The following is a 17,861-nucleotide window of genomic DNA, read 5'->3' as shown; positions in this document are numbered from 1 at the left end:
TTCCCGCTGCGCACGGCGGGAGGCGCCCCGGCTGATCCGGGGCGGGCCACCCGCCGTGTTCCTCGACAGCGAATGATCAGGACGCGTCGCAGCGGGTGCTCCGGCTCGCCGCCCCGGGAGGACCCGGCACGGCCTACGGTTGCGGGTCAGCGCCGGACTCCGACCGGCTTCCCCCACGTGCGGGCGTGATGAGTGGTGCGGGGGCAGCGTAACCCGGGTCCGCCCCCGCCGCCGCCTCAGGACAGCTTCTCGAGCACGAGCTCCTTGACCCGTGCGGCGTCGGCCTGGCCGCGCATCTCCTTCATCACGGCACCGATGAGCGCACCGGCCGCGGCGACCTTGCCGTCGCGGATCTTGTCGGCGATGGCGGGGTTCTCGGCGATGGCCTTGTCGACCGCGGCCGACAGGGCGCCCTCGTCGGAGACCACGGCCAGGCCTCGGGCCGCGACGACCTCGTCGGGGGTGCCCTCGCCGGCCAGCAGCCCGTCGAAGACCTGGCGGGCCAGCTTGTCGGTCAGCTCGCCGGCGTCGACCATGGCCTGCACGCGTGCGACGTGCTGCGGGGTGACGCCGAGGGCGCCGATCTCGACGCCGGAGTCGTTGGCGCGCCGCGCCATCTCGCCCAGCCACCACTTGCGCGCGGCCTGGGGCGCGGCGCCGGCGGCGATGGTCTCCTCGACCAGGCCGAGGGCGCCCGCGCCCACGGTGTCACGCATCTCCAGGTCGGTGAAGCCCCACGACTCCTGCAGCCGGGCCAGGCGGGCGCGGGGGTTCTCCGGCATGGTGCCGCGCAGCTGCTCCACCCACTCGCGCGACGGTGCCACCGGCACCAGGTCGGGCTCGGGGAAGTAGCGGTAGTCCTCGGCGTCGGACTTCTCGCGACCCGACGTCGTCACGCCGGTGTCCTCGTGCCAGTGGCGCGTCTCCTGCAGGATGGAGCGGCCCTCCCCCAGCACGGCGGCGTGGCGCTGCATCTCGTAGCGCACCGCACGCTCGACCGAGCGCAGCGAGTTGACGTTCTTGGTCTCGGTGCGGGTGCCGAGCGCACCGGAGCCCTTCGGGGCCAGGGAGAGGTTCACGTCGGCGCGGATCGAGCCCTGGTCCATGCGGGCGTCGGAGACACCGAGGGCGACGATCAGCTCGCGCAGCTGCGCGACGTAGGCCTTGGCGACCTCGGGGGCCTGCGCACCGAGCCCGGTGATGGGCTTGGTGACGATCTCGATGAGCGGGATCCCGGCGCGGTTGTAGTCGACCAGCGAGTAGTCGGCGCCGTGGATGCGGCCGGTGGAGCCGCCGACGTGCAGCGACTTGCCGGTGTCCTCCTCCATGTGGGCGCGCTCGATCTCCACGCGCACCGTCTCCGTGCCGCCGTCGGCGGTCGGCACCAGGACGTCCATCCAGCCCTCGAACGCGATCGGCTCGTCGTACTGGCTGGTCTGGAAGTTCTTCGGCATGTCGGGGTAGAAGTAGTTCTTCCGCGCGAAGCGGCACCACTCGGCGATGTCGCAGTTGAGCGCGAGGCCGATGCGGATCGCCGACTCCACCGCCTTGGCGTTGACCACCGGCATGGCGCCCGGCAGGCCCAGGCAGGTCGGGCAGACCTGGGTGTTGGGCTCGGCTCCGAACTCGGTGGGGCAGCCGCAGAACATCTTGGTCGCGGTGTTGAGCTCGACGTGGACCTCCAGGCCCATCGCCGGGTCGTAGGCGGCGAGGACCTCGTCGTAGTCGACGAGGACGTCGCCGGTGGTGGAGGTGCTCATGCGGAGGCTCCGTTCGCGTCGGTCGGGCCGGCCTGGGCGGCCAGGGCGGGCGCGCGGTCGAGCAGCGGGCCGCCCCACCGCTCGTGGAGGGCGGCCTCGAGGGCCGCGCCCACGCGGTACATCCGGTCGTCGGCCAGGGCCGGCGCCAGGATCTGGAAGCCGGCCGGCAGGCCGTCCTCGTCGGCCAGGCCGCTGGGCAGCGACATGCCGGGCACGCCGGCCAGGTTGGCCGGGATGGTGGCGAGGTCGTTGAGGTACATCGCCAGCGGGTCGTCGAGCTTCTCCCCCAGCTTGAAGGCCGTGGTCGGCGCGGTCGGTGAGACCAGGACGTCGACCTTCTCGAACGCGGCGGCGAAGTCGCGGGCGATGAGCGTGCGCACCCGCTGCGCCGTGCCGTAGTAGGCGTCGTAGTAGCCGCTCGACAGGGCGTAGGTGCCGAGGATGATGCGGCGCTTGACCTCGTCGCCGAAGCCGGCGTCGCGGGTGGCCCGCATGACCTGCTCGGCGCTCGGCGAGTCGACGCCCTCGGGCAGCACCCGCAGGCCGTAGCGCATCGCGTCGAACTTGGCGAGGTTGGAGGAGGCCTCGCACGGCATGATCAGGTAGTAGGTCGCCAGGGCGTGCACGAAGGTCGGGCACGACACCTCGACGACCTCGGCCCCCGCCTTGACCAGCAGCTCCAGCGACTCCTCGAAGCGCGCCTGCACCCCGGCCTGGTAGCCCTCGCCGGAGAGCTCGCTGATCACGCCGACGCGCACGCCGGAGAGGTCGCCCTCGGCGCCGCGGCGGGCGGCGTCGACGAGCGACGGCAGCGGCTGGTCGACCGAGGTGGAGTCGAGCGGGTCGTGCCCGCCCACCAGCTCGTGCAGCAGCGCGGAGTCGAGGACCGTGCGCGTGACCGGGCCGACCTGGTCGAGGGAGTTGGCCATGGCCACGAGGCCGTAGCGCGAGACCCCGCCGTAGGTCGGCTTGACGCCCACGGTGCCGGTGACGGCGCCGGGCTGGCGGATCGAGCCACCGGTGTCCGTGCCGAGGGCCAGCGGAGCCTCGAAGGCGGCCAGGGCCGCGGCCGAGCCGCCGCCGGACCCGCCGGGGATGCGCTCGAGGTCCCACGGGTTGCGGGTCGGGCCGTAGGCGGAGTGCTCGGTGGAGGAGCCCATCGCGAACTCGTCCATGTTGGTCTTGCCCAGGATCGGCAGACCGGCGGCCCGGAGCCGGGCGACCACCGTGGCGTCGTAGGGCGGGACCCAGCCCTCGAGGATCTTCGAGCCGCACGTCGTGGGCAGCCCCCGGGTGGCCAGGACGTCCTTGACCGCGATCGGCACGCCGTCGAGCGCCGAGGCCGGCGACCCCGCCGCGCGACGCTCGTCGGAGGCGGCGGCCGCCGCCAGCGCACCCTCGGCGTCGACGTGGAGGAAGGCGTGCACGCCGGCGTCGGGTCCGCCGTCGACCGCGGCGATGCGGTCGAGGTGGGCCTGGGTCAGCGCGACGGAGGTGGTCGTGCCCGCGGCGAGGTCGGCGGCCAGGTCGGCGGCCGTGCGGCGGGTCGGGTCGGCGCTCACTGCTCGTCCCCGAGGATGCGCGGCACCATGAAGCGCTGCTGCTCCGACTCGGGGGCGCCGGCCAGCGCGGCCTCGGCGCCCAGCCCGGGCACCACGACGTCCTCGCGGAAGACGTTGGTGAGCGGGAGCGCGTGGGAGGTCGGGGGCACGTCGTCACCGGCCACGCCGCTGATCGAGGCGACCGACTCCAGGATCACCGACAGCTGCGGGGCGAGGTGGTCGAGCTCGGCGTCGGACAGGTCGATCCGGGCGAGGTTCGCCAGGTGCTCGACCTCGTCTCGGGTTATCTCAGGCATGGCGCTCATCCTAGGGCCGTCGCCCCGGGTCACCCGCAGGGACCTTGTGGGGCGCCGGGCGATGGCTACCGTGGAAGTTGAACGGTCAACCGACTCGCGATCCCACGGAGGTACCACCCGTGCCCAGCAAGCTCTCGATCATCTACTACTCCGGCTTCGGCAGCACCCACGCCATGGCCGAGCGCCTGGCCCAGACCGCCGAGGGACTCGGCGCCGAGGTCCGGCTGCGCCACGTCGCCGAGACCGCGCCCCGCGAGGCCGTCGAGTCGGTCGACGCCTGGAAGCAGCACGTGGAGGAGCAGGCGAGCAAGCCCACCGCCAGCCCCGACGACCTCGACTGGGCCGACGCCGTCCTCTTCGGCTCGCCCACCCGCTACGGCCACGTCACCAGCCAGCTCCAGTCCTTCATCGACACCCTCGGCCCGCTGTGGGGCCAGGGCAAGCTGGCCGACAAGGTCTACGCCGCCTTCACCTCCAGCCAGACCCTCCACGGCGGCCAGGAGACGACGCTCGAGGCCATGCACACGACCTTCGCCCACTTCGGCGGCATCATCGTGCCTCCGGGCTACACCGACCCGGTGAAGTTCGCCGACGGCAACCCCTACGGCGTCGGCAAGGTCACCGGCCAGACCAGCGAGCTCGACGACACCGACCGCAGCGCGCTCGACCACCTGGTCACCCGCGTGCTCTCGGTCAGCGACAAGCTCAACGCCTGAGCCTGCGCTCCACCCGCTCGCGAGCGCCGTCCCACAGCCGTGGGGCGGCGCTCGCTGCGTGTCGGGGCATCTGCCCCAGTGCGGTCGGCCAGTGCGGTCGGCCAGTGCGGTCGGCCAGTGCGGTCAGTCGTCGGCGTCGGTGAGTGGCGGGAGCCGGCACCGTCTGCGGCCCTCGACCGGTCGTGTGCCGCCACTCCTCGGGCGGGCCGGCCGGGGACGGGACGTAGCCCCGCGTGGCGGGGCCGGTGCTGGCGTCGCTCGCGGGGACCGACCGTGCGAAAAGTGGCGGGAGACGACACCTGCAGCGGCCGTCGAGTCGTCGTACGCCGCCACTTCTCGGCGGGCGGGCCGGCGACGCGAGGCGCCCCCGGCGTGGCCCGCCGGTGCTGGCGTCGCTCGCAGGGAGCGACCGTGCGGTGAGTGGCGGGAGACGACACCTGCAGCGGCCGTCGAATCGTCGTACGCCGCCACTCTCGGGCGGGCAGGCCGGCGACGCGAGGCGCCCCCGGCGTGGCCGGCCGGTGCTGGCGTCGCTCGCGGGGACCGACCGTGCGAAAAGTGGCGGGAGACCACACCTGCAGCGACCGTCGAGTCGTCGTACGCCGCCACTTCTCGGGCGGGCGGGCGGGGACGCGAGGCGCTTCGCCCGCGTGGCGGGTCCGAGCGGGTCCTCGTGCGGGTGTCGGTGGTGTCCACACGATCGCTGGCGTGGCTCCTGAGGAGCGAGCGCAGCGAGCGTCTCGAAGGCCTCCCGCCTCGACCACCACGTGGCGCCGTGGTTTCGAGACGGTCGCTGGCGCTCCCTCCTCAACCACCGGGGGGCTGGCGCTCCCTCCTCAACCACCGGGGAAGGTGGCGCTCCCTCCTCAACCCCCCCGGGGGGGGTGGCGCTCCCTCCTCAACCACCGGGGGGGGCTGGCGGTCCCTCCTCGACCACCCGGGACTCGGCGCCGGAGCACCGGCCTCCGGGGCTCAGCCAGCGTCGTCGCCGGCATCCGCAGGAGCCTGGGACGTCGCGTCCTGGTCGTCGGCCGGGGGTGGCGGTCCCTCGGCGAGCAGGCGGGCGAAGCCCTCCTCGTCGAGGACGGGGAGGCCGAGCTGCTCGGCCTTGTCGGCCTTGGAGCCGGCGTTGGCGCCGACGACGACGAAGTCGGTCTTCTTCGACACCGACCCGGCGGCCTTGCCGCCGCGCGAGAGGATCGCCTCCTTGGCCGAGTCGCGGCTGTAGCCCTCCAGCGACCCGGTGACGACCACGGTGAGCCCCTCGAGGGTGCGGGGCACGGACTCGTCGCGCTCGTCGGCCATGCTCACGCCGGCCTGTTCCCAGCGGTCGACGATGGCGGCGTGCCACGGCACCTCGAACCACTCGATGACGGCCTCCGCGATGGTGGGCCCCACCCCCTCGGCCGCGGCGAGCTGCTCCTCGGTGGCGGCGCGCAGCGCGGCCATCGAGCCGAACTCCTGGGCCAGCGCCCGTGCGGCGGTCGGGCCGACGTGGCGGATCGAGAGGGCCACCAGCACCCGCCACAGCGGGACCTGCTTGCGCTCGCCGAGGTGGGCCAGCAGCCGCTGGCCGTTGGCCGACAGCACCCGCTCGCCCTCCTCGCCCTTCTTCGCCGCGCGCGTGAACAGGTCGGTGCGCAGCAGGTCGTCGGGCCCGAGGGAGAACACGTCGCCCTCGTTGGCGATCACCCCGGCGTCGAGCAGCGCGGAGGCCGCCTCGTAGCCGAGCCCCTCGATGTCGAAGGCGCCACGGCCCGCGACGTGGAAGACCCGCTCGCGCACCTGCGCCGGGCAGTGCTCGTGGTTGGGGCAGCGCAGGTCCTTGTCGCCCTCCTTCTGCTCCGCCAGCGGGGTCTCGCAGGCGGGGCAGTGCGTGGGCATGACCCACTCCGCCAGACCCTCGGGCCGCAGCGCGAGCACGGGCCCGAGGATCTCGGGGATGACGTCGCCGGCCTTGCGCAGGATGACGGTGTCGCCGGGTCGCACGTCCTTGCGGCGCACCTCGTGGGCGTTGTGGAGGGTGGCGTTCTCGACCGTCGAGCCGGCCACCCGGGTCGGCACCATCACGCCGTACGGCGTGGCGCGCCCGGTGCGGCCGACGTTGACCCGGATGTCGAGCAGCTCGGCGTTGACCTCCTCCGGGGGGTACTTGAACGCGATGGCCCACCGCGGCGCCCGGCTGGTCGAGCCGAGGCGTCGCTGCAGCGAGACGTCGTCGACCTTGACCACGACCCCGTCGATCTCGTGCTCGACGTCGTGGCGGTGCTCGCCGTGGTGCTCGATGAAGGCGCGGACCTCGGCGAGCCCGGGCAGCACCCGCACCCGCGGGCTGGTCGGCAGCCCCCAGGCGGCGAGCGCGTCGTAGGCCTGCGACTGCGAGGCCGGCTCGAAGCCGCGCCGCGCGCCGATGCCGTGGCAGACCATGCCGAGCGCCCGGGTGGCGGTGACCCGCGGGTCCTTCTGGCGCAGCGACCCCGCGGCGGCGTTGCGCGGGTTGGCGAAGACCGGCTTGCCCGCGTCGGTCATCGCGGCGTTGAGCCGCTCGAAGGCCGCGGTGGGCAGGAACACCTCGCCACGGACCTCGACGAGCTCGGGCACCGCGAACCCCTCGGCGGCGACCAGGCGGTGCGGGATGGAGTCGATGGTCTTCACGTTGGGGGTGACGTCCTCCCCCGTGCTGCCGTCGCCGCGGGTCAGCGCCCTGACCAGGCGGCCCTGCTCGTAGAGCAGGTTGATGGCCAGCCCGTCGACCTTCAGCTCGCACAGCAGCGCCGGGTCGTCGACGCCGTCGCGGGCCAGACGGGCGTGCCAGGCCTCGAGCTCGTCGTAGGAGAAGGCGTTGTCGAGGCTCTCCATGCGTTGGAGGTGGTCGACGGCGGTGAACTCGGTGCTGACCGCGCCGCCCACCCGCTGCGTGGGCGAGTCGGGGGTGCGCAGCTCGGGGAACTGCTCCTCCAGCTCCTCCAGCCGGCGCATCCGGGAGTCGAAGGCGGCGTCGTCGAGGGTCGGCGAGTCGAGCACGTAGTAGCGCCAGCGGGCGTCCTCGACCTCCTCGCTGAGCCGGCGGTGCTCGTCGCGGGCGTCGTCGCTCACGGGGACAGGCTCGGTCATGGGAGCCATCCTGCCGGGTCGCGCCGACAGCGGCGCACCCCCTTCCGGTCCGGGGTGCTCCGGGCCCATCCACCCCCCGCCGCGGCACCGAAGAAGCACCGTGACCACCCCGCACGCCGAGCGCCCCGCGCCCTCGCTGACCCGGCTCGACGTCGAGGGCGCTCCCCGGGCGCTCGTGCTGATGCTCCACGGCGGCAAGCCCACCTCGCAGCAGGTGGTCGACGGTCGCAGCGCGTCGTGGCGCCGCGTGGCGGCCCTGCAGCGGGCCATCACCCCCGCCCTGCACGAGGCCGGCGCCTCGACCTGGCTGCTGCGCTACCGCGCCCGCGGGTGGAACCTCGACGGCGCGGGCGCCATCGCCGACGCCCGGTGGGCCCTCGCCCAGGCCCGCGCCGAGCTCCCCGACACCCCCGTCGTGCTGCTCGGTCACTCCATGGGCGCGCGCACCGCCGTGCACGTCGCCGACGACGACCGGGTCGCCGGCGTGGTCGCGCTCGCGCCGTGGCTCCCGCCCGACGAGCCCGTGCGCGCCCTCACCGGCCGGCACCTGCTCGCCGCCCACGGCCGCAGCGACAAGATCACCTCGGCGCGCCAGACCGCGGCGTACGTCGAGCGCGCGGCCCACGTCGCGGCGTCGGCCCGCCTCGTCGACATGGGCCGCGTGGGGCACTACATGTTCCGCCGCGTCGAGGACTGGAACCGCGTGGCCACCGAGGGCGTGCTCGACCTCCTCCCGCACGAGCCCCAGCGCCGGGCCGACCGGCCCGAGCACCGCCGCGCCGACTGAGCGCGCACCCCGCCCCTCCCCCCCGCGGGACGCCGGACCGACATCCGCGCGTTGGCGCGGGAACACCTGAGCGTGCCATGCTGTTCGGGATGGAACGGAACCGTTTCGTTTCATCCAGGTACACGGACCGCACGACCAGACGTGGAGCAGCCATGACCCCCGCCGAGACCCGCCCGCGCGTCGAGGGAGACCGCGAGCAGGAGATCCTCGACGCCACCCTCGAGCTGCTGAGCGAGGTCGGCTACGACCGCCTCACCATGGACGCCGTCGCCACCCGGGCCAAGGCGTCGAAGGCGACGCTCTACCGCCGCTGGGGCGGGGGCAAGGTGGCCCTGGTCATCGACGCCCTCAAGGCGGCCAAGCAGCAGCCCGACCTGCCCGACACCGGGAGCCTGCGCGAGGACCTGCGGGCCACCTTCTGCGGCATGGGCGGCCTGACCGACGGCGAGACGGTCTCGCACTTCACCAGCATCCTCACCGCGATCAGCGTCGATCCGGAGTTCGCCACCGCCTTCCGCCGCGACGTGCTCGAGGCCAAGATCGCCGGCTCCCGCACCATCTGGGAGCGGGCCCGCGCCCGGGGCGAGCTGCGCGAGGACATCGACCTCGAGCTCATCGAGCCGGCCCTGGCCGGCATCGTCATGCACCGCGTCTTCCTGCTCGGCCGAGCGCCCGACGCAGACACCATCACGCGGGTGATCGACCAGATCATCCTCCCCGCGGCGACCCGCCGACCCTGACCGGGCCCGCCCGCTCCACCACGTCTCCACCACGTCTCGACCAGACCAAGGACATCCCATGACCGACACCGCACCGCCCGACCAGCAGGCAGGGGCGCACGAGCCGCGCCAGCTCCGCCTCGGCTGGGCCCTCGTCGTGATCTCGATCGCGCAGCTGATGGTCGTGCTCGACGCCACCATCGCCAACATCGCGCTGCCCTTCATCGGCGCCGACCTCGACATCGACCAGGCCAACCTCACCTGGATCGTCACCGGCTACGCCCTGGCCTTCGGCGGCCTGCTGCTCCTCGGCGGCCGCCTCGGCGACCTCTACGGCCGCCGCCGCGTCTTCATGATCGGCCTGGTCGTCTTCGCGGTCGCCTCGCTGCTCGGCGGCATCGCCACCAACGAGCCGCTGCTGCTCGCGGCCCGTGGCCTCCAGGGCCTCGGCGCGGCGCTCGCCTCGCCCGCCGCCCTGGCGCTCATCACCACGACCTTCCCGGCCGGCCCCGCGCGCAACCGCGCCTTCGCCGTCTACGCCGCCATGTCGGGCGCCGGCGCGGCCGTGGGCCTCATCCTCGGCGGCTGGCTCACCGGCATCTCGCCGCAGCTGCTCGGCGTCGACGTCGACGGCTGGCGCCTCACCTTCCTCATCAACGTCCCGATCGGCCTGGTGGCCGCCGCCCTCGCCCCGCGCTTCCTCAACGAGTCCGAGGGCACCGAGGGCCAGCTCGACGTGCCCGGTGCCGTCACCGGCACCCTGGGTCTGCTCGGCCTGGTCTACGGCCTGACCCGCGCCGGCGAGGAGGCCCACGGCTGGGGCGACACCTGGACCATCGCCTCGCTGGTCGCCGGCGTCGCGCTGCTGGTGGCCTTCGCCTTCGTGGAGTCGCGCGCGGCGCACCCGCTGCTGCCGATCCGCATCTTCCAGAACCGGACCCGTGCGGCCAGCTTCCTGGTGATGATGCTCGTGCCGGCCGCGATGTTCGCGATGTTCTTCTTCCTCAGCCTCTTCATCCAGCAGGTCGTGGGCTACAGCCCGCTGCACACCGGTTTCGCGTTCCTGCCGTTCTCGGTGGGCATCGTGATCGGCGCAGGCCTGTCGTCGAACCTCGTCAACCGCATCGACCCGCGCTTCATCGCGGGCACCGGCACGCTGCTCGCCGCGATCGCGCTCTTCGGCTTCTCGCGGCTCTCGGTCGACGAGTCGAGCGCCAACCTGCTCCAGGCCGTGATGCCGGGCGGCCAGCCCGTGGGCGAGGACCTGAACTACTGGGCCTCGATCTTCCCCTTCATCGTGCTGATGAGCTTCGGCATGGGCATGGTCTTCGTGCCGCTGACCCTCACCGCCGTGCACCACGTGCGCGCCGAGGACAGCGGCATCGGCTCGGGCGTGCTCAACACCATGCAGCAGGTCGGCGGCGCCCTCGGCCTCGCCGTGCTCGCCACCGTGTCGCTGCACTTCGCCAGCGGCCGGGGCGAGGAGCTCTCCCCCGACCTGCTCGCGGCCGCGCAGCAGCAGGGCCTCAGCGGCGACCAGATCCCGCAGGTCGTCGGCGCCGCCACGCAGCTCGGCTCCTTCACCGACGGCGCGACCGCGGCCTTCCTCGTCGGCTCGGCGATGATCCTGGTCGGCTCGCTCATCGTGTGGCTCTTCCTCGACGTCAAGCACGAGGAGCTCGCCACCGACGGCCCCGAGGGCGCCCCGGTGCACATGGGCTGACGCCCGCACCCCACCGCTCGACGCCACGGGCCCGGTCACCTCGGTGACCGGGCCCGTGGCGTCGGTGCCCGTGCGCCCCAGGTGCGGCGGCCCGGGTACGGCGGAGCCCTCAGCTCAGGCGGCGCGCGGTGTTGCTCGACAGGGCCAGCGCGCGGCGCGACCACGCGACGTCGGCGCCGGCGAGGCCGCAGGCCGGGCTGACCAGCAGCTGCCCGGAGACGGTGCCGGGGTCGATCCCCAGCATGTCGAGCCAGCGCTCGACCCGCTCGACGAGCGCCCTCTCCCCCGCCTCGGGCCCGGCGGCGGCCGTGGTCGGCACGACCCCGAGCACGACGCTGTCGCCGGCCTCGAGCGCCTCGCCGAGGGCGTCGTGGTCGGCGGCGGTCATCAGCGACAGGTCGACGGCGAGGCCGCGGGCCCCGGCGCCGCGCAGGAGTCCGAGAGGTGTGCCGGCGGCGCAGGTGTGCACCCACGCCTCGCCGCCCGCCTCGGTCGCGGCCCCGAGCACCCAGCCGAGGGCGTCGGAGGCCTCGGGCGGGTGCACGGTGCGGTGGCGGCCGAAGCCAGAGGCGGTGGGCACCCGGGCGTCGAGCACCGCGGCCAGCGCGGGCTCGTCGACCTGCACGACGAGCCGGGTGACGTCGGGCAGGCGCCGCCGCACGTCGCGCACGTGGTCGCGCACGCCCTCGGCCAGCGCCTGGGCCAGCTCGCGGCGCGCACCGGCGTCGGCCAGCAGCTTGTCGCCGCGGGGACGCTCCACGGTCGCGGCCAGGGTCCACGGCCCGGCCACCTGGATCTTGAAGGCGCCCGTCAGGCCCTGGGCCTGCTCCTCCAGCACGTCGAGGTCCTGGGCGAGCAGGCTGCGGGCGCGCCGGTGGTCGACCCCGGCGCCGCCGCCGGTCAGGCGCCAGCCGGCGGGCTGGAGGTCGGCCCCCAGCTCGGCCAGCACCGCGAGGCCGCGCCCGGTCATCGAGGCGGTGGCGCCGCGGCCGGGCAGCTCCACGAGGTGGGGCAGGTCGGGGAGGCTGTCGAGCACGGTGCGCGTCGCCTCGGCGACGGCGGCGGCGTCGTCGCCGGGCATCGAGCCGATGCCGGTGGCGGCGGTCATGCGGCGACCCGGGTCGTGGCGGTGATGGTGGCCGAGCCGACGACGCGGGTGCCGTCGTAGAAGACCGCGGCCTGGCCGGGGGCGATGCCGGAGGCGTGGTCGAGCAGCTCGACGCGCACCCGGTCGCCGTCGTGCACCTCGACCCGGGCGCGGTGCTCGGCGCCGTGGGCGCGCAGCTGCACGGTGACCTCGGGGCCCTCCAGCACCCGCGGCACGGTGCCGCACCAGCGGGGGCGGTCGGCCTCCAGGGCGCTCACCGCGAGCCGCTCGCGCGGCCCGACTCGCACCGTGCCCTCCACCGGCTCGATGTCGAGCACGAAGCGCGGCCGCCCGTCGGGGGCGGGCACCCCGAGCCGCAGTCCCTTGCGCTGGCCGATGGTGAAGCCGACCGTGCCGTCGTGGCGGCCCAGCTCCTCCCCCGTGGCGTCGTCGACGATGGCGCCGCCGTGGTTGGGCGCGCGGTCGCCGAGCTTCTCGCGCAGCCAGCCGGCGTTGTCGCCGTCGGCGACGAAGCAGATGTCGTGGCTGTCGGGCTTGTCGGCCACGAGCAGACCGCGTCGCTCCGCCTCGGCGCGCACCGCGGGCTTGGGGGTGTCGCCGAGGGGGAAGAGGGAGTGGGCCAGCTGCTGCTGGTCGAGCACCCCGAGCACGTAGGACTGGTCCTTGCCGGCGTCGGCGGCGCGGTGCATCTCCACCAGCCCGTCGGTGCCCGTGCGCAGCTGCGCGTAGTGGCCGGTGGCGACGGCGTCGAAGCCCAGCGCGAGGGCCCGGTCGAGCACGGCGGCGAACTTGATCCGCTCGTTGCACCGCAGGCACGGGTTGGGCGTGCGGCCGGCGGCGTACTCGTCCATGAAGTCCTCGACCACGTCGGCGTGGAAGCGCTCGGAGAGGTCCCAGACGTAGAACGGGATGCCGATCACGTCGGCGGCGCGGCGGGCGTCGTTGGCGTCCTCGATGGTGCAGCAGCCGCGCGCGCCCGAGCGGTACGACGCCGGGTTGCGCGACAGCGCGAGGTGGATGCCGGTGACGTCGTGGCCCGCCTCGGCCGCGCGGGCCGCGGCCACCGCGGAGTCGACGCCGCCCGACATGGCGGCGAGGACCTTCACAGCCGCGCCGCCCGGGCCCGCGCCACGACGGGGCCGATGGCCTCCAGCACCGCGTCGACGTCGGCGTCGGTGGAGGTGTGGCCCAGGGAGAAGCGCAGCGAGCTGCGGGCCTCGTCGTCGGGGTGGCCCATGGCCAGCAGCACGTGGGAGGCCTGCGGCACGCCGGCCGAGCAGGCCGAGCCGGTGGAGCACTCGATGCCGCGCGCGTCGAGCAGCATGAGCAGCGAGTCGCCCTCGCAGCCGGGGAAGGACAGGTGGGCGTTGCCGGGCAGCCGCTCGACCGGGTCGCCGTTGAGCACCGCCTCGGGCACGGCGGCCAGCAGGCCGGCCACGAGACGGTCGCGCAGGGCCGCCACCCGCTCCGCGTGGGCGGCCTGGTGCTCCACGGCGTGCGCGACCGCGGTGGCGAAGCCCGCGATCGCGGGGGTGTCGATGGTGCCGCTGCGGATGTCGCGCTCCTGCCCGCCGCCGTGCACCAGGGCGGTCACCTCGACCTGGCGGCGCACCAGCAGCGCGCCCACGCCGTAGGGGCCGCCGACCTTGTGACCCGTGACGGTCATCGCGTCGAGCCCGGAGGCCGCGAAGTCCAGCGGCACCGCGCCGAGGGCCTGCACGGCGTCGCTGTGCACGGGGATGCCGTGGGGCGCTGCGAGCGCGACGACCTCGGCCACCGGCTGCAGGGTGCCGACCTCGTTGTTGCCCCACATCACCGACACCAACGCCACCGAGGCGGGGTCGCGCTCGATGGTGGCGCGCAGGGCGTCGAGGTCGACCCGGCCCTCGCGGTCGACCGCGAGCAGCTCGACCTCGGCGCCCTCGTGCTCCCCCAGCCAGTGCACCGGGTCGAGCACCGCGTGGTGCTCCACCGCGGTGGCCAGCACCCGCACGCGGCGCGGGTCGGCGCTGCGGCGCGACCAGAAGATGCCCTTGACCGCGAGGTTGTCGGCCTCGGTGCCGCCGGAGGTGAAGACGACCTCGCCGGGCCGGCAGCCCACCGCGTGCGCGATCTGCTCGCGGGCCTCCTCCACCACGCGCCGGGCGTGGCGGCCCGAGGCGTGCAGCGAGCTGGGGTTGCCCACGTCGGCCAGGTGCCGCGTCATCGTCTCGATCGCGGCCGGCACCATCGGGGTGGTGGCGGCGTGGTCGAGGTAGACGGGAGTGGCGGTCATGTCCCTCCCAGGGTACGGCGGGGCCGCTCAGCCCACGACCACGAGGTCGGCCACGAGGGCGAGGTGGTCGGTGCCCCCGATCTCCACGGTGCGGGTGTCGAGGGCCAGCACGTCCTCGCCCACCAGCACGTGGTCGATCGCCACCGAGGTCGGCAACGGCACCCCGAGCACCGGGAACAGCCCGTTGGCCGGCCAGGTGGGCTGCCAGCCGGCGTTGGTCTCGGCGGCCGCGTCGGCGTAGCCGTCGTCGAGGAGGCGGCGCATCGGCGCGTGGTCGAGGGTGGCGTTGAAGTCGCCGACGACGACGTCGGCGTCGGCGTCGCGGGCGACGTCGCGCAGCAGGTCGAGGTCGGCGTGCCAGCGCTCGGGGTCGACCGGGGCGGCTGGGTGCACGGCCAGCAGCCGCACGGTCGCGGCCCCGAGGTCGACCTCGACGCCCCAGGTCTGGGTGAAGGTGTCCGCCGCGGTCGCCTCGCCCAGCGGCGCCCGCGACAGCACCATCGTGCCGTCGATCGAGGCACCGGTCTCGCCGATCCGCTCGGGCAGCAGCTCGTCGAGCCCGGCGCGCTCCATGTCGGCCAGCGCGTCGTCGGTGACCTCCTCCAGCACCAGCACGTCGACGTCGTTGTCGACCGCCGCGCGCACGACCTCGGCACCGTCGGCCCGCCCCTTGAGCAGGTTGGCCGTCATCACCGTCACCCGCGCACCGTCGCCCGCGTCGGGCGGCGTGCCCGCGACCAGCGGCGACCACCACCAGGCGTGCAGCCCCCCGAGGCCGAGCACCACGAGGGCCGCGACCACGGCCGGGCCGCGGCGGCCGCTGCGGCCGCCGGTGAGCGCCCGGCCCAGCAGGAGCAGCAGGGCTGCGGCGTACAGGGGCAGCGCGACGGGGGTGAAGGCGACCGCCTGCACCGCCCAGCCGGGGCTCGGGTCGGTGGACCTCAGCGCGGTGAGCAGCAGGGCGGGCCCGAGGGTCGCCACCAGCAGGAGCCACCACACCGCGCCTCGCCACCGCACGGGGCCGAAGGTAGCAACGGCCCCCAGCCCGACCTGAACCGGCGACGTGGGCCGGTGGGTGCTCAGAGCACGACGAGGGCGTCGCGGTGCACGAGCTCGCGCTCGTAGGAGCGTCCGAGCAGCCCGGGCACCTCCGTGGCGTCGAAGTTCACCAGCCCGCGGGCCACCGGGCGGCCCTCGGGGTCGACGAGGTCGACCGGGTCGCCGGCGTGGAAGACCCCGGTGTGACCGGTGACCCCGGCGGCCAGCAGCGAGGCGCGGCGCTCGACCACCGCGCGCACGGCGCCGGCGTCGAGCACGAGGGTGCCGCGGGGCTCGGTGGCGTGGGCCAGCCACAGCAGCCGGGTCGGGCGGCGCCTGCCGGTGCTGTGGAAGAGCGTGCCGACGGGCTCGCCGGCGACGGCCTCGCCGGCCCGGGCCGCGGAGGTCAGCACCACCGGGATGCCGGCGCCGGTGGCGATGCGGGCGGCCTCGACCTTGGTCTCCATGCCGCCGGTGCCGACGCCCGCGGCGCCGGTGGACCCGATCCGCACCCCGCCGAGGTCGTCGAGTCCGTGGACCTCCGGCACCAGCGCGCTGCCGGGCTCGCGGGGGTCGGCGTCGTAGAGCCCGTCGACGTCGGAGAGCAGCACGAGCAGGTCGGCGTGCACGAGGTGGGCGACCAGGGCGGCGAGGCGGTCGTTGTCGCCGAAGCGGATCTCCGAGGTCGCCACCGTGTCGTTCTCGTTGACGATCGGCAGCACACCGAGCTCGAGGAGCTTGGCGAAGGTCTGGTAGGCGTTGCGGTAGTGCGAGCGCCGGGTGACGTCGTCGGCGGTGAGCAGCACCTGGCCCGCGGTGAGGTCGTGGCGGCGCAGCTCCTCGGTGTAGCGGTGCACCAGCAGGCCCTGGCCGACCGCCGCGGCGGCCTGCTGGGCCGCCAGGCCGCGCGGACGACGGGCCAGGCCCAGCGGCGCCAGGCCGGCGGCGATGGCCCCTGAGGACACCAGCACCACCTCGGCGCCGCGGGCGCGGGCGGCGGCCAGCGCGTCGACCAGGGCACGGACCCGCTCGGGGTCGATCCCGCCGGCGGCGGTGGTCAGCGACGACGAGCCGACCTTGACCACGATCCGGCGCGCGGCCAGCACGACCTCGCGACCGGCGCCGCTGCTCACCGGCCGGGGTCCTGCTCGGACCAGTCCGGGTCCTCGCTCCCGCCGATCTCGTACGACGAGGGCCCGTAGGTCTGGCCCTTGCGCTCGGCGTCGAGACGGCGCGCCACGTCGGCGCGGGTCTCGCCCTCGGCGCGGTGCTCCATGGCCTCGTCGATCTCGCGGCGGCGGCTGGCCGCCGGGCGGGAGTGGTCGATGCGCTGGTCCTCGCCGCGGCGACCGAGCATCTCGGCGCCGGCGTCCATGCCGGGCTTGAAGTCGAAGACGACGGCGTTGTCGGGGTCGCCGATGAGCACGGCGTCGCCCTCCTGCGCGCCCATCGACAGCAGCTTCTCCTCCACGCCGAGCCGGTCGAGGCGGTCGGCGAGGAAGCCGACGGCCTCGTCGTTGCTGAAGTCCGTCTGGCGCACCCACCGCTCGGGCTTCGTGCCGCGCACGCGCCAGCCGTCGACGGTCTGGGAGACGGTGAAGTCGCCGCTGCCGTCGGCGCCCTGGGGCCGCAGCACGATGCGGGTGGTCTCCACCGCGGGCTTCGCGGCGCGCGCGGCGGCCACGATCTCGGCCATCGCGAAGGTCAGCTCGCGCAGGCCCTCGCCGGAGGCGGCGGAGATCGGGATGACGCGCAGGCCGCGCTCGCGCAGGTCGTCGATGGTGATGTCGGAGAGGTCGCGCCCGTCGGGCACGTCGATCTTGTTGAGCGCGACCAGGCGCGGGCGGTCCTCGAGGCCGCCGTAGCGGCTCAGCTCGTTCTCGATGACGTCGAGGTCGTCGACGGGGTTGCGACCCGGCTCGATGGAGGCGGTGTCGATGACGTGCACGAGCGCCGCGCAGCGCTCGATGTGGCGCAGGAAGTCGTGGCCCAGGCCGCGGCCCTCGCTGGCGCCCTCGATGAGGCCGGGCACGTCGGCGACGGTGAAGGTGGTGTCGCCGCCGGTGACGACGCCCAGGTTGGGCACCAGGGTGGTGAAGGGGTAGTCGGCGATCTTGGGCCGCGCCCGCGAGATCGCGGCGATCAGGCTCGACTTGCCGGCGCTGGGGAAGCCCACGAGGCCGATGTCGGCGACGACCTTGAGCTCGAGCACGATCTCGAGCTCGTCGCCGGGCTCACCGAGCAGCGCGAAGCCGGGGGCCTTGCGCTTGGAGGAGGCCAGCGCGGCGTTGCCGAGACCACCGCGCCCGCCCTGAGCGATGACCAGCTCGGTGCCGGGTCCGACCATGTCGGCCAGCACCTCGCCGCGCGGGTCGGCCACCACGGTGCCGTCGGGCACCGGCAGCACGAGGTCGGCGCCGTGGCCGCCGTTGCGGTGGGCGCCGGCGCCGTGCCCGCCGTGCTCGGCGCGACGCTTGGGGCTGTGGTGGTAGTCGAGCAGCGTGGTCACGTCGGGGTCGACCCGCAGGATCACCGAGCCGCCGGGGCCCCCGTTGCCGCCGTCGGGGCCACCGAGGGGCTTGAACTTCTCACGGTGCACCGAGGCCACACCGTTGCCTCCCCGGCCTGCGCTGATGTGCAGCGTGACCCGGTCGACGAACGTGGGGACAGCCATGGTGCCTTCTCTCGATGGTGCTGCTCAGGGGTGGTGCTCAGGGGTGGTGCGGACGACGAAGGGCGCCCCGGAGGTCCGGGACGCCCAAC

Annotated in this window: 14 protein-coding genes and 1 riboswitch; of the genes, 4 read left to right on the top strand and 10 right to left on the bottom strand. The window is 74.7% G+C overall.

All coding sequences use genetic code 11. The features are described from left to right. Positions 1–93: 93 nt before the first annotated feature. A riboswitch (cobalamin riboswitch) is annotated at positions 94–174 on the bottom strand. A 62-nt stretch (positions 175–236) separates the two neighbouring features. Genes gatB through gatC form a run of 3 tightly spaced genes read right to left on the bottom strand, consistent with a single transcriptional unit; the run spans position 237 to position 3,618 of the window. Further along, positions 237–1,760, bottom strand: coding sequence for an Asp-tRNA(Asn)/Glu-tRNA(Gln) amidotransferase subunit GatB (gene gatB / locus LPA27_RS10255; RefSeq protein ID WP_056863769.1), 1,524 nt, complete (start codon positions 1,758–1,760; stop codon positions 237–239). Next, positions 1,757–3,322 carry an Asp-tRNA(Asn)/Glu-tRNA(Gln) amidotransferase subunit GatA gene (gatA, locus tag LPA27_RS10250; protein ID WP_228942355.1) on the bottom strand — a complete coding sequence of 522 codons (1,566 nt, stop codon included), beginning with the start codon at positions 3,320–3,322 and terminating at the stop codon, positions 1,757–1,759. Before gatA ends, gatB begins: the two co-directional genes overlap by 4 nt. Continuing rightward, positions 3,319–3,618 (bottom strand): Asp-tRNA(Asn)/Glu-tRNA(Gln) amidotransferase subunit GatC, encoded by a 300-nt coding sequence (gatC, locus tag LPA27_RS10245; protein ID WP_056863767.1) that lies wholly within the window; start codon positions 3,616–3,618, stop codon positions 3,319–3,321. Before gatC ends, gatA begins: the two co-directional genes overlap by 4 nt. A gap of 119 nt (positions 3,619–3,737) precedes the next feature. Between gatC and wrbA the strand changes: the two genes are divergently transcribed. Then, positions 3,738–4,334, top strand: a complete 597-nt coding sequence (wrbA, locus tag LPA27_RS10240) for an NAD(P)H:quinone oxidoreductase (RefSeq protein WP_228942354.1) — start codon at positions 3,738–3,740, stop codon at positions 4,332–4,334. 972 nt (positions 4,335–5,306) lie between these two features. Here the strand turns inward: wrbA and ligA are convergent. After that, positions 5,307–7,448: an NAD-dependent DNA ligase LigA gene (gene ligA, locus LPA27_RS10235; RefSeq protein ID WP_228942353.1), complete on the bottom strand. Its 2,142-nt coding sequence runs from the start codon at positions 7,446–7,448 to the stop codon at positions 5,307–5,309. Between the two features lie 100 nt (positions 7,449–7,548). On the opposite strand from ligA, the gene LPA27_RS10230 reads away from it, so the two are divergent. The 3 genes from LPA27_RS10230 to LPA27_RS10220 all read left to right on the top strand — a co-directional run bounded on the left by LPA27_RS10230 (position 7,549) and on the right by LPA27_RS10220 (position 10,677). Then, entirely contained in the window at positions 7,549–8,235 is a 687-nt protein-coding gene (locus LPA27_RS10230; RefSeq protein ID WP_228942352.1) for an alpha/beta hydrolase, read from the top strand. Positions 8,236–8,387: 152 nt separating this feature from the next. Further along, positions 8,388–8,975 carry a TetR/AcrR family transcriptional regulator gene (locus LPA27_RS10225; protein ID WP_056863766.1) on the top strand — a complete coding sequence of 196 codons (588 nt, stop codon included), beginning with the start codon at positions 8,388–8,390 and terminating at the stop codon, positions 8,973–8,975. A gap of 58 nt (positions 8,976–9,033) precedes the next feature. Then, complete coding sequence (locus LPA27_RS10220) at positions 9,034–10,677, top strand: MFS transporter (protein ID WP_056863765.1); 1,644 nt, start codon at positions 9,034–9,036, stop codon at positions 10,675–10,677. A 109-nt stretch (positions 10,678–10,786) separates the two neighbouring features. On the opposite strand, the gene LPA27_RS10215 is transcribed toward LPA27_RS10220, so the two are convergent. From LPA27_RS10215 to obgE, 6 genes are all read right to left on the bottom strand, one after another. After that, on the bottom strand, positions 10,787–11,785 hold the full coding sequence (locus tag LPA27_RS10215; protein WP_228942351.1) for a methionine synthase: 999 nt from the start codon (positions 11,783–11,785) through the stop codon (positions 10,787–10,789). Further along, the gene (gene mnmA, locus LPA27_RS10210) at positions 11,782–12,891 is read right to left on the bottom strand and encodes a tRNA 2-thiouridine(34) synthase MnmA (RefSeq protein ID WP_228942350.1); all 1,110 of its coding nucleotides are present in this window, start codon (positions 12,889–12,891) and stop codon (positions 11,782–11,784) included. The genes LPA27_RS10215 and mnmA overlap by 4 nt, the downstream gene beginning before the upstream one ends. Continuing rightward, positions 12,888–14,060 carry a cysteine desulfurase family protein gene (locus LPA27_RS10205; protein WP_056903622.1) on the bottom strand — a complete coding sequence of 391 codons (1,173 nt, stop codon included), beginning with the start codon at positions 14,058–14,060 and terminating at the stop codon, positions 12,888–12,890. Before LPA27_RS10205 ends, mnmA begins: the two co-directional genes overlap by 4 nt. Positions 14,061–14,087: 27 nt before the next feature. Beyond that, a complete protein-coding gene (locus LPA27_RS10200; protein ID WP_228942349.1) occupies positions 14,088–15,077 on the bottom strand; it encodes an endonuclease/exonuclease/phosphatase family protein in 990 nt (329 codons plus the stop codon). A gap of 62 nt (positions 15,078–15,139) precedes the next feature. Then, positions 15,140–16,231, bottom strand: coding sequence for a glutamate 5-kinase (gene proB, locus LPA27_RS10195; RefSeq protein ID WP_228942348.1), 1,092 nt, complete (start codon positions 16,229–16,231; stop codon positions 15,140–15,142). Further along, positions 16,228–17,772 carry a GTPase ObgE gene (gene obgE, locus LPA27_RS10190; RefSeq protein ID WP_056863760.1) on the bottom strand — a complete coding sequence of 515 codons (1,545 nt, stop codon included), beginning with the start codon at positions 17,770–17,772 and terminating at the stop codon, positions 16,228–16,230. The genes proB and obgE overlap by 4 nt, the downstream gene beginning before the upstream one ends. Positions 17,773–17,861: the final 89 nt, after the last annotated feature.

This window comes from Nocardioides sp. Leaf374 (genome assembly GCF_916862475.1).
Taxonomy (GTDB): Bacteria; Actinomycetota; Actinomycetes; order Propionibacteriales; family Nocardioidaceae; genus Nocardioides; species Nocardioides kribbensis.
The sequence above is the reverse complement of the archived record's forward strand: the minus strand, read 5'-3'. Positions and strand labels throughout refer to the sequence as shown.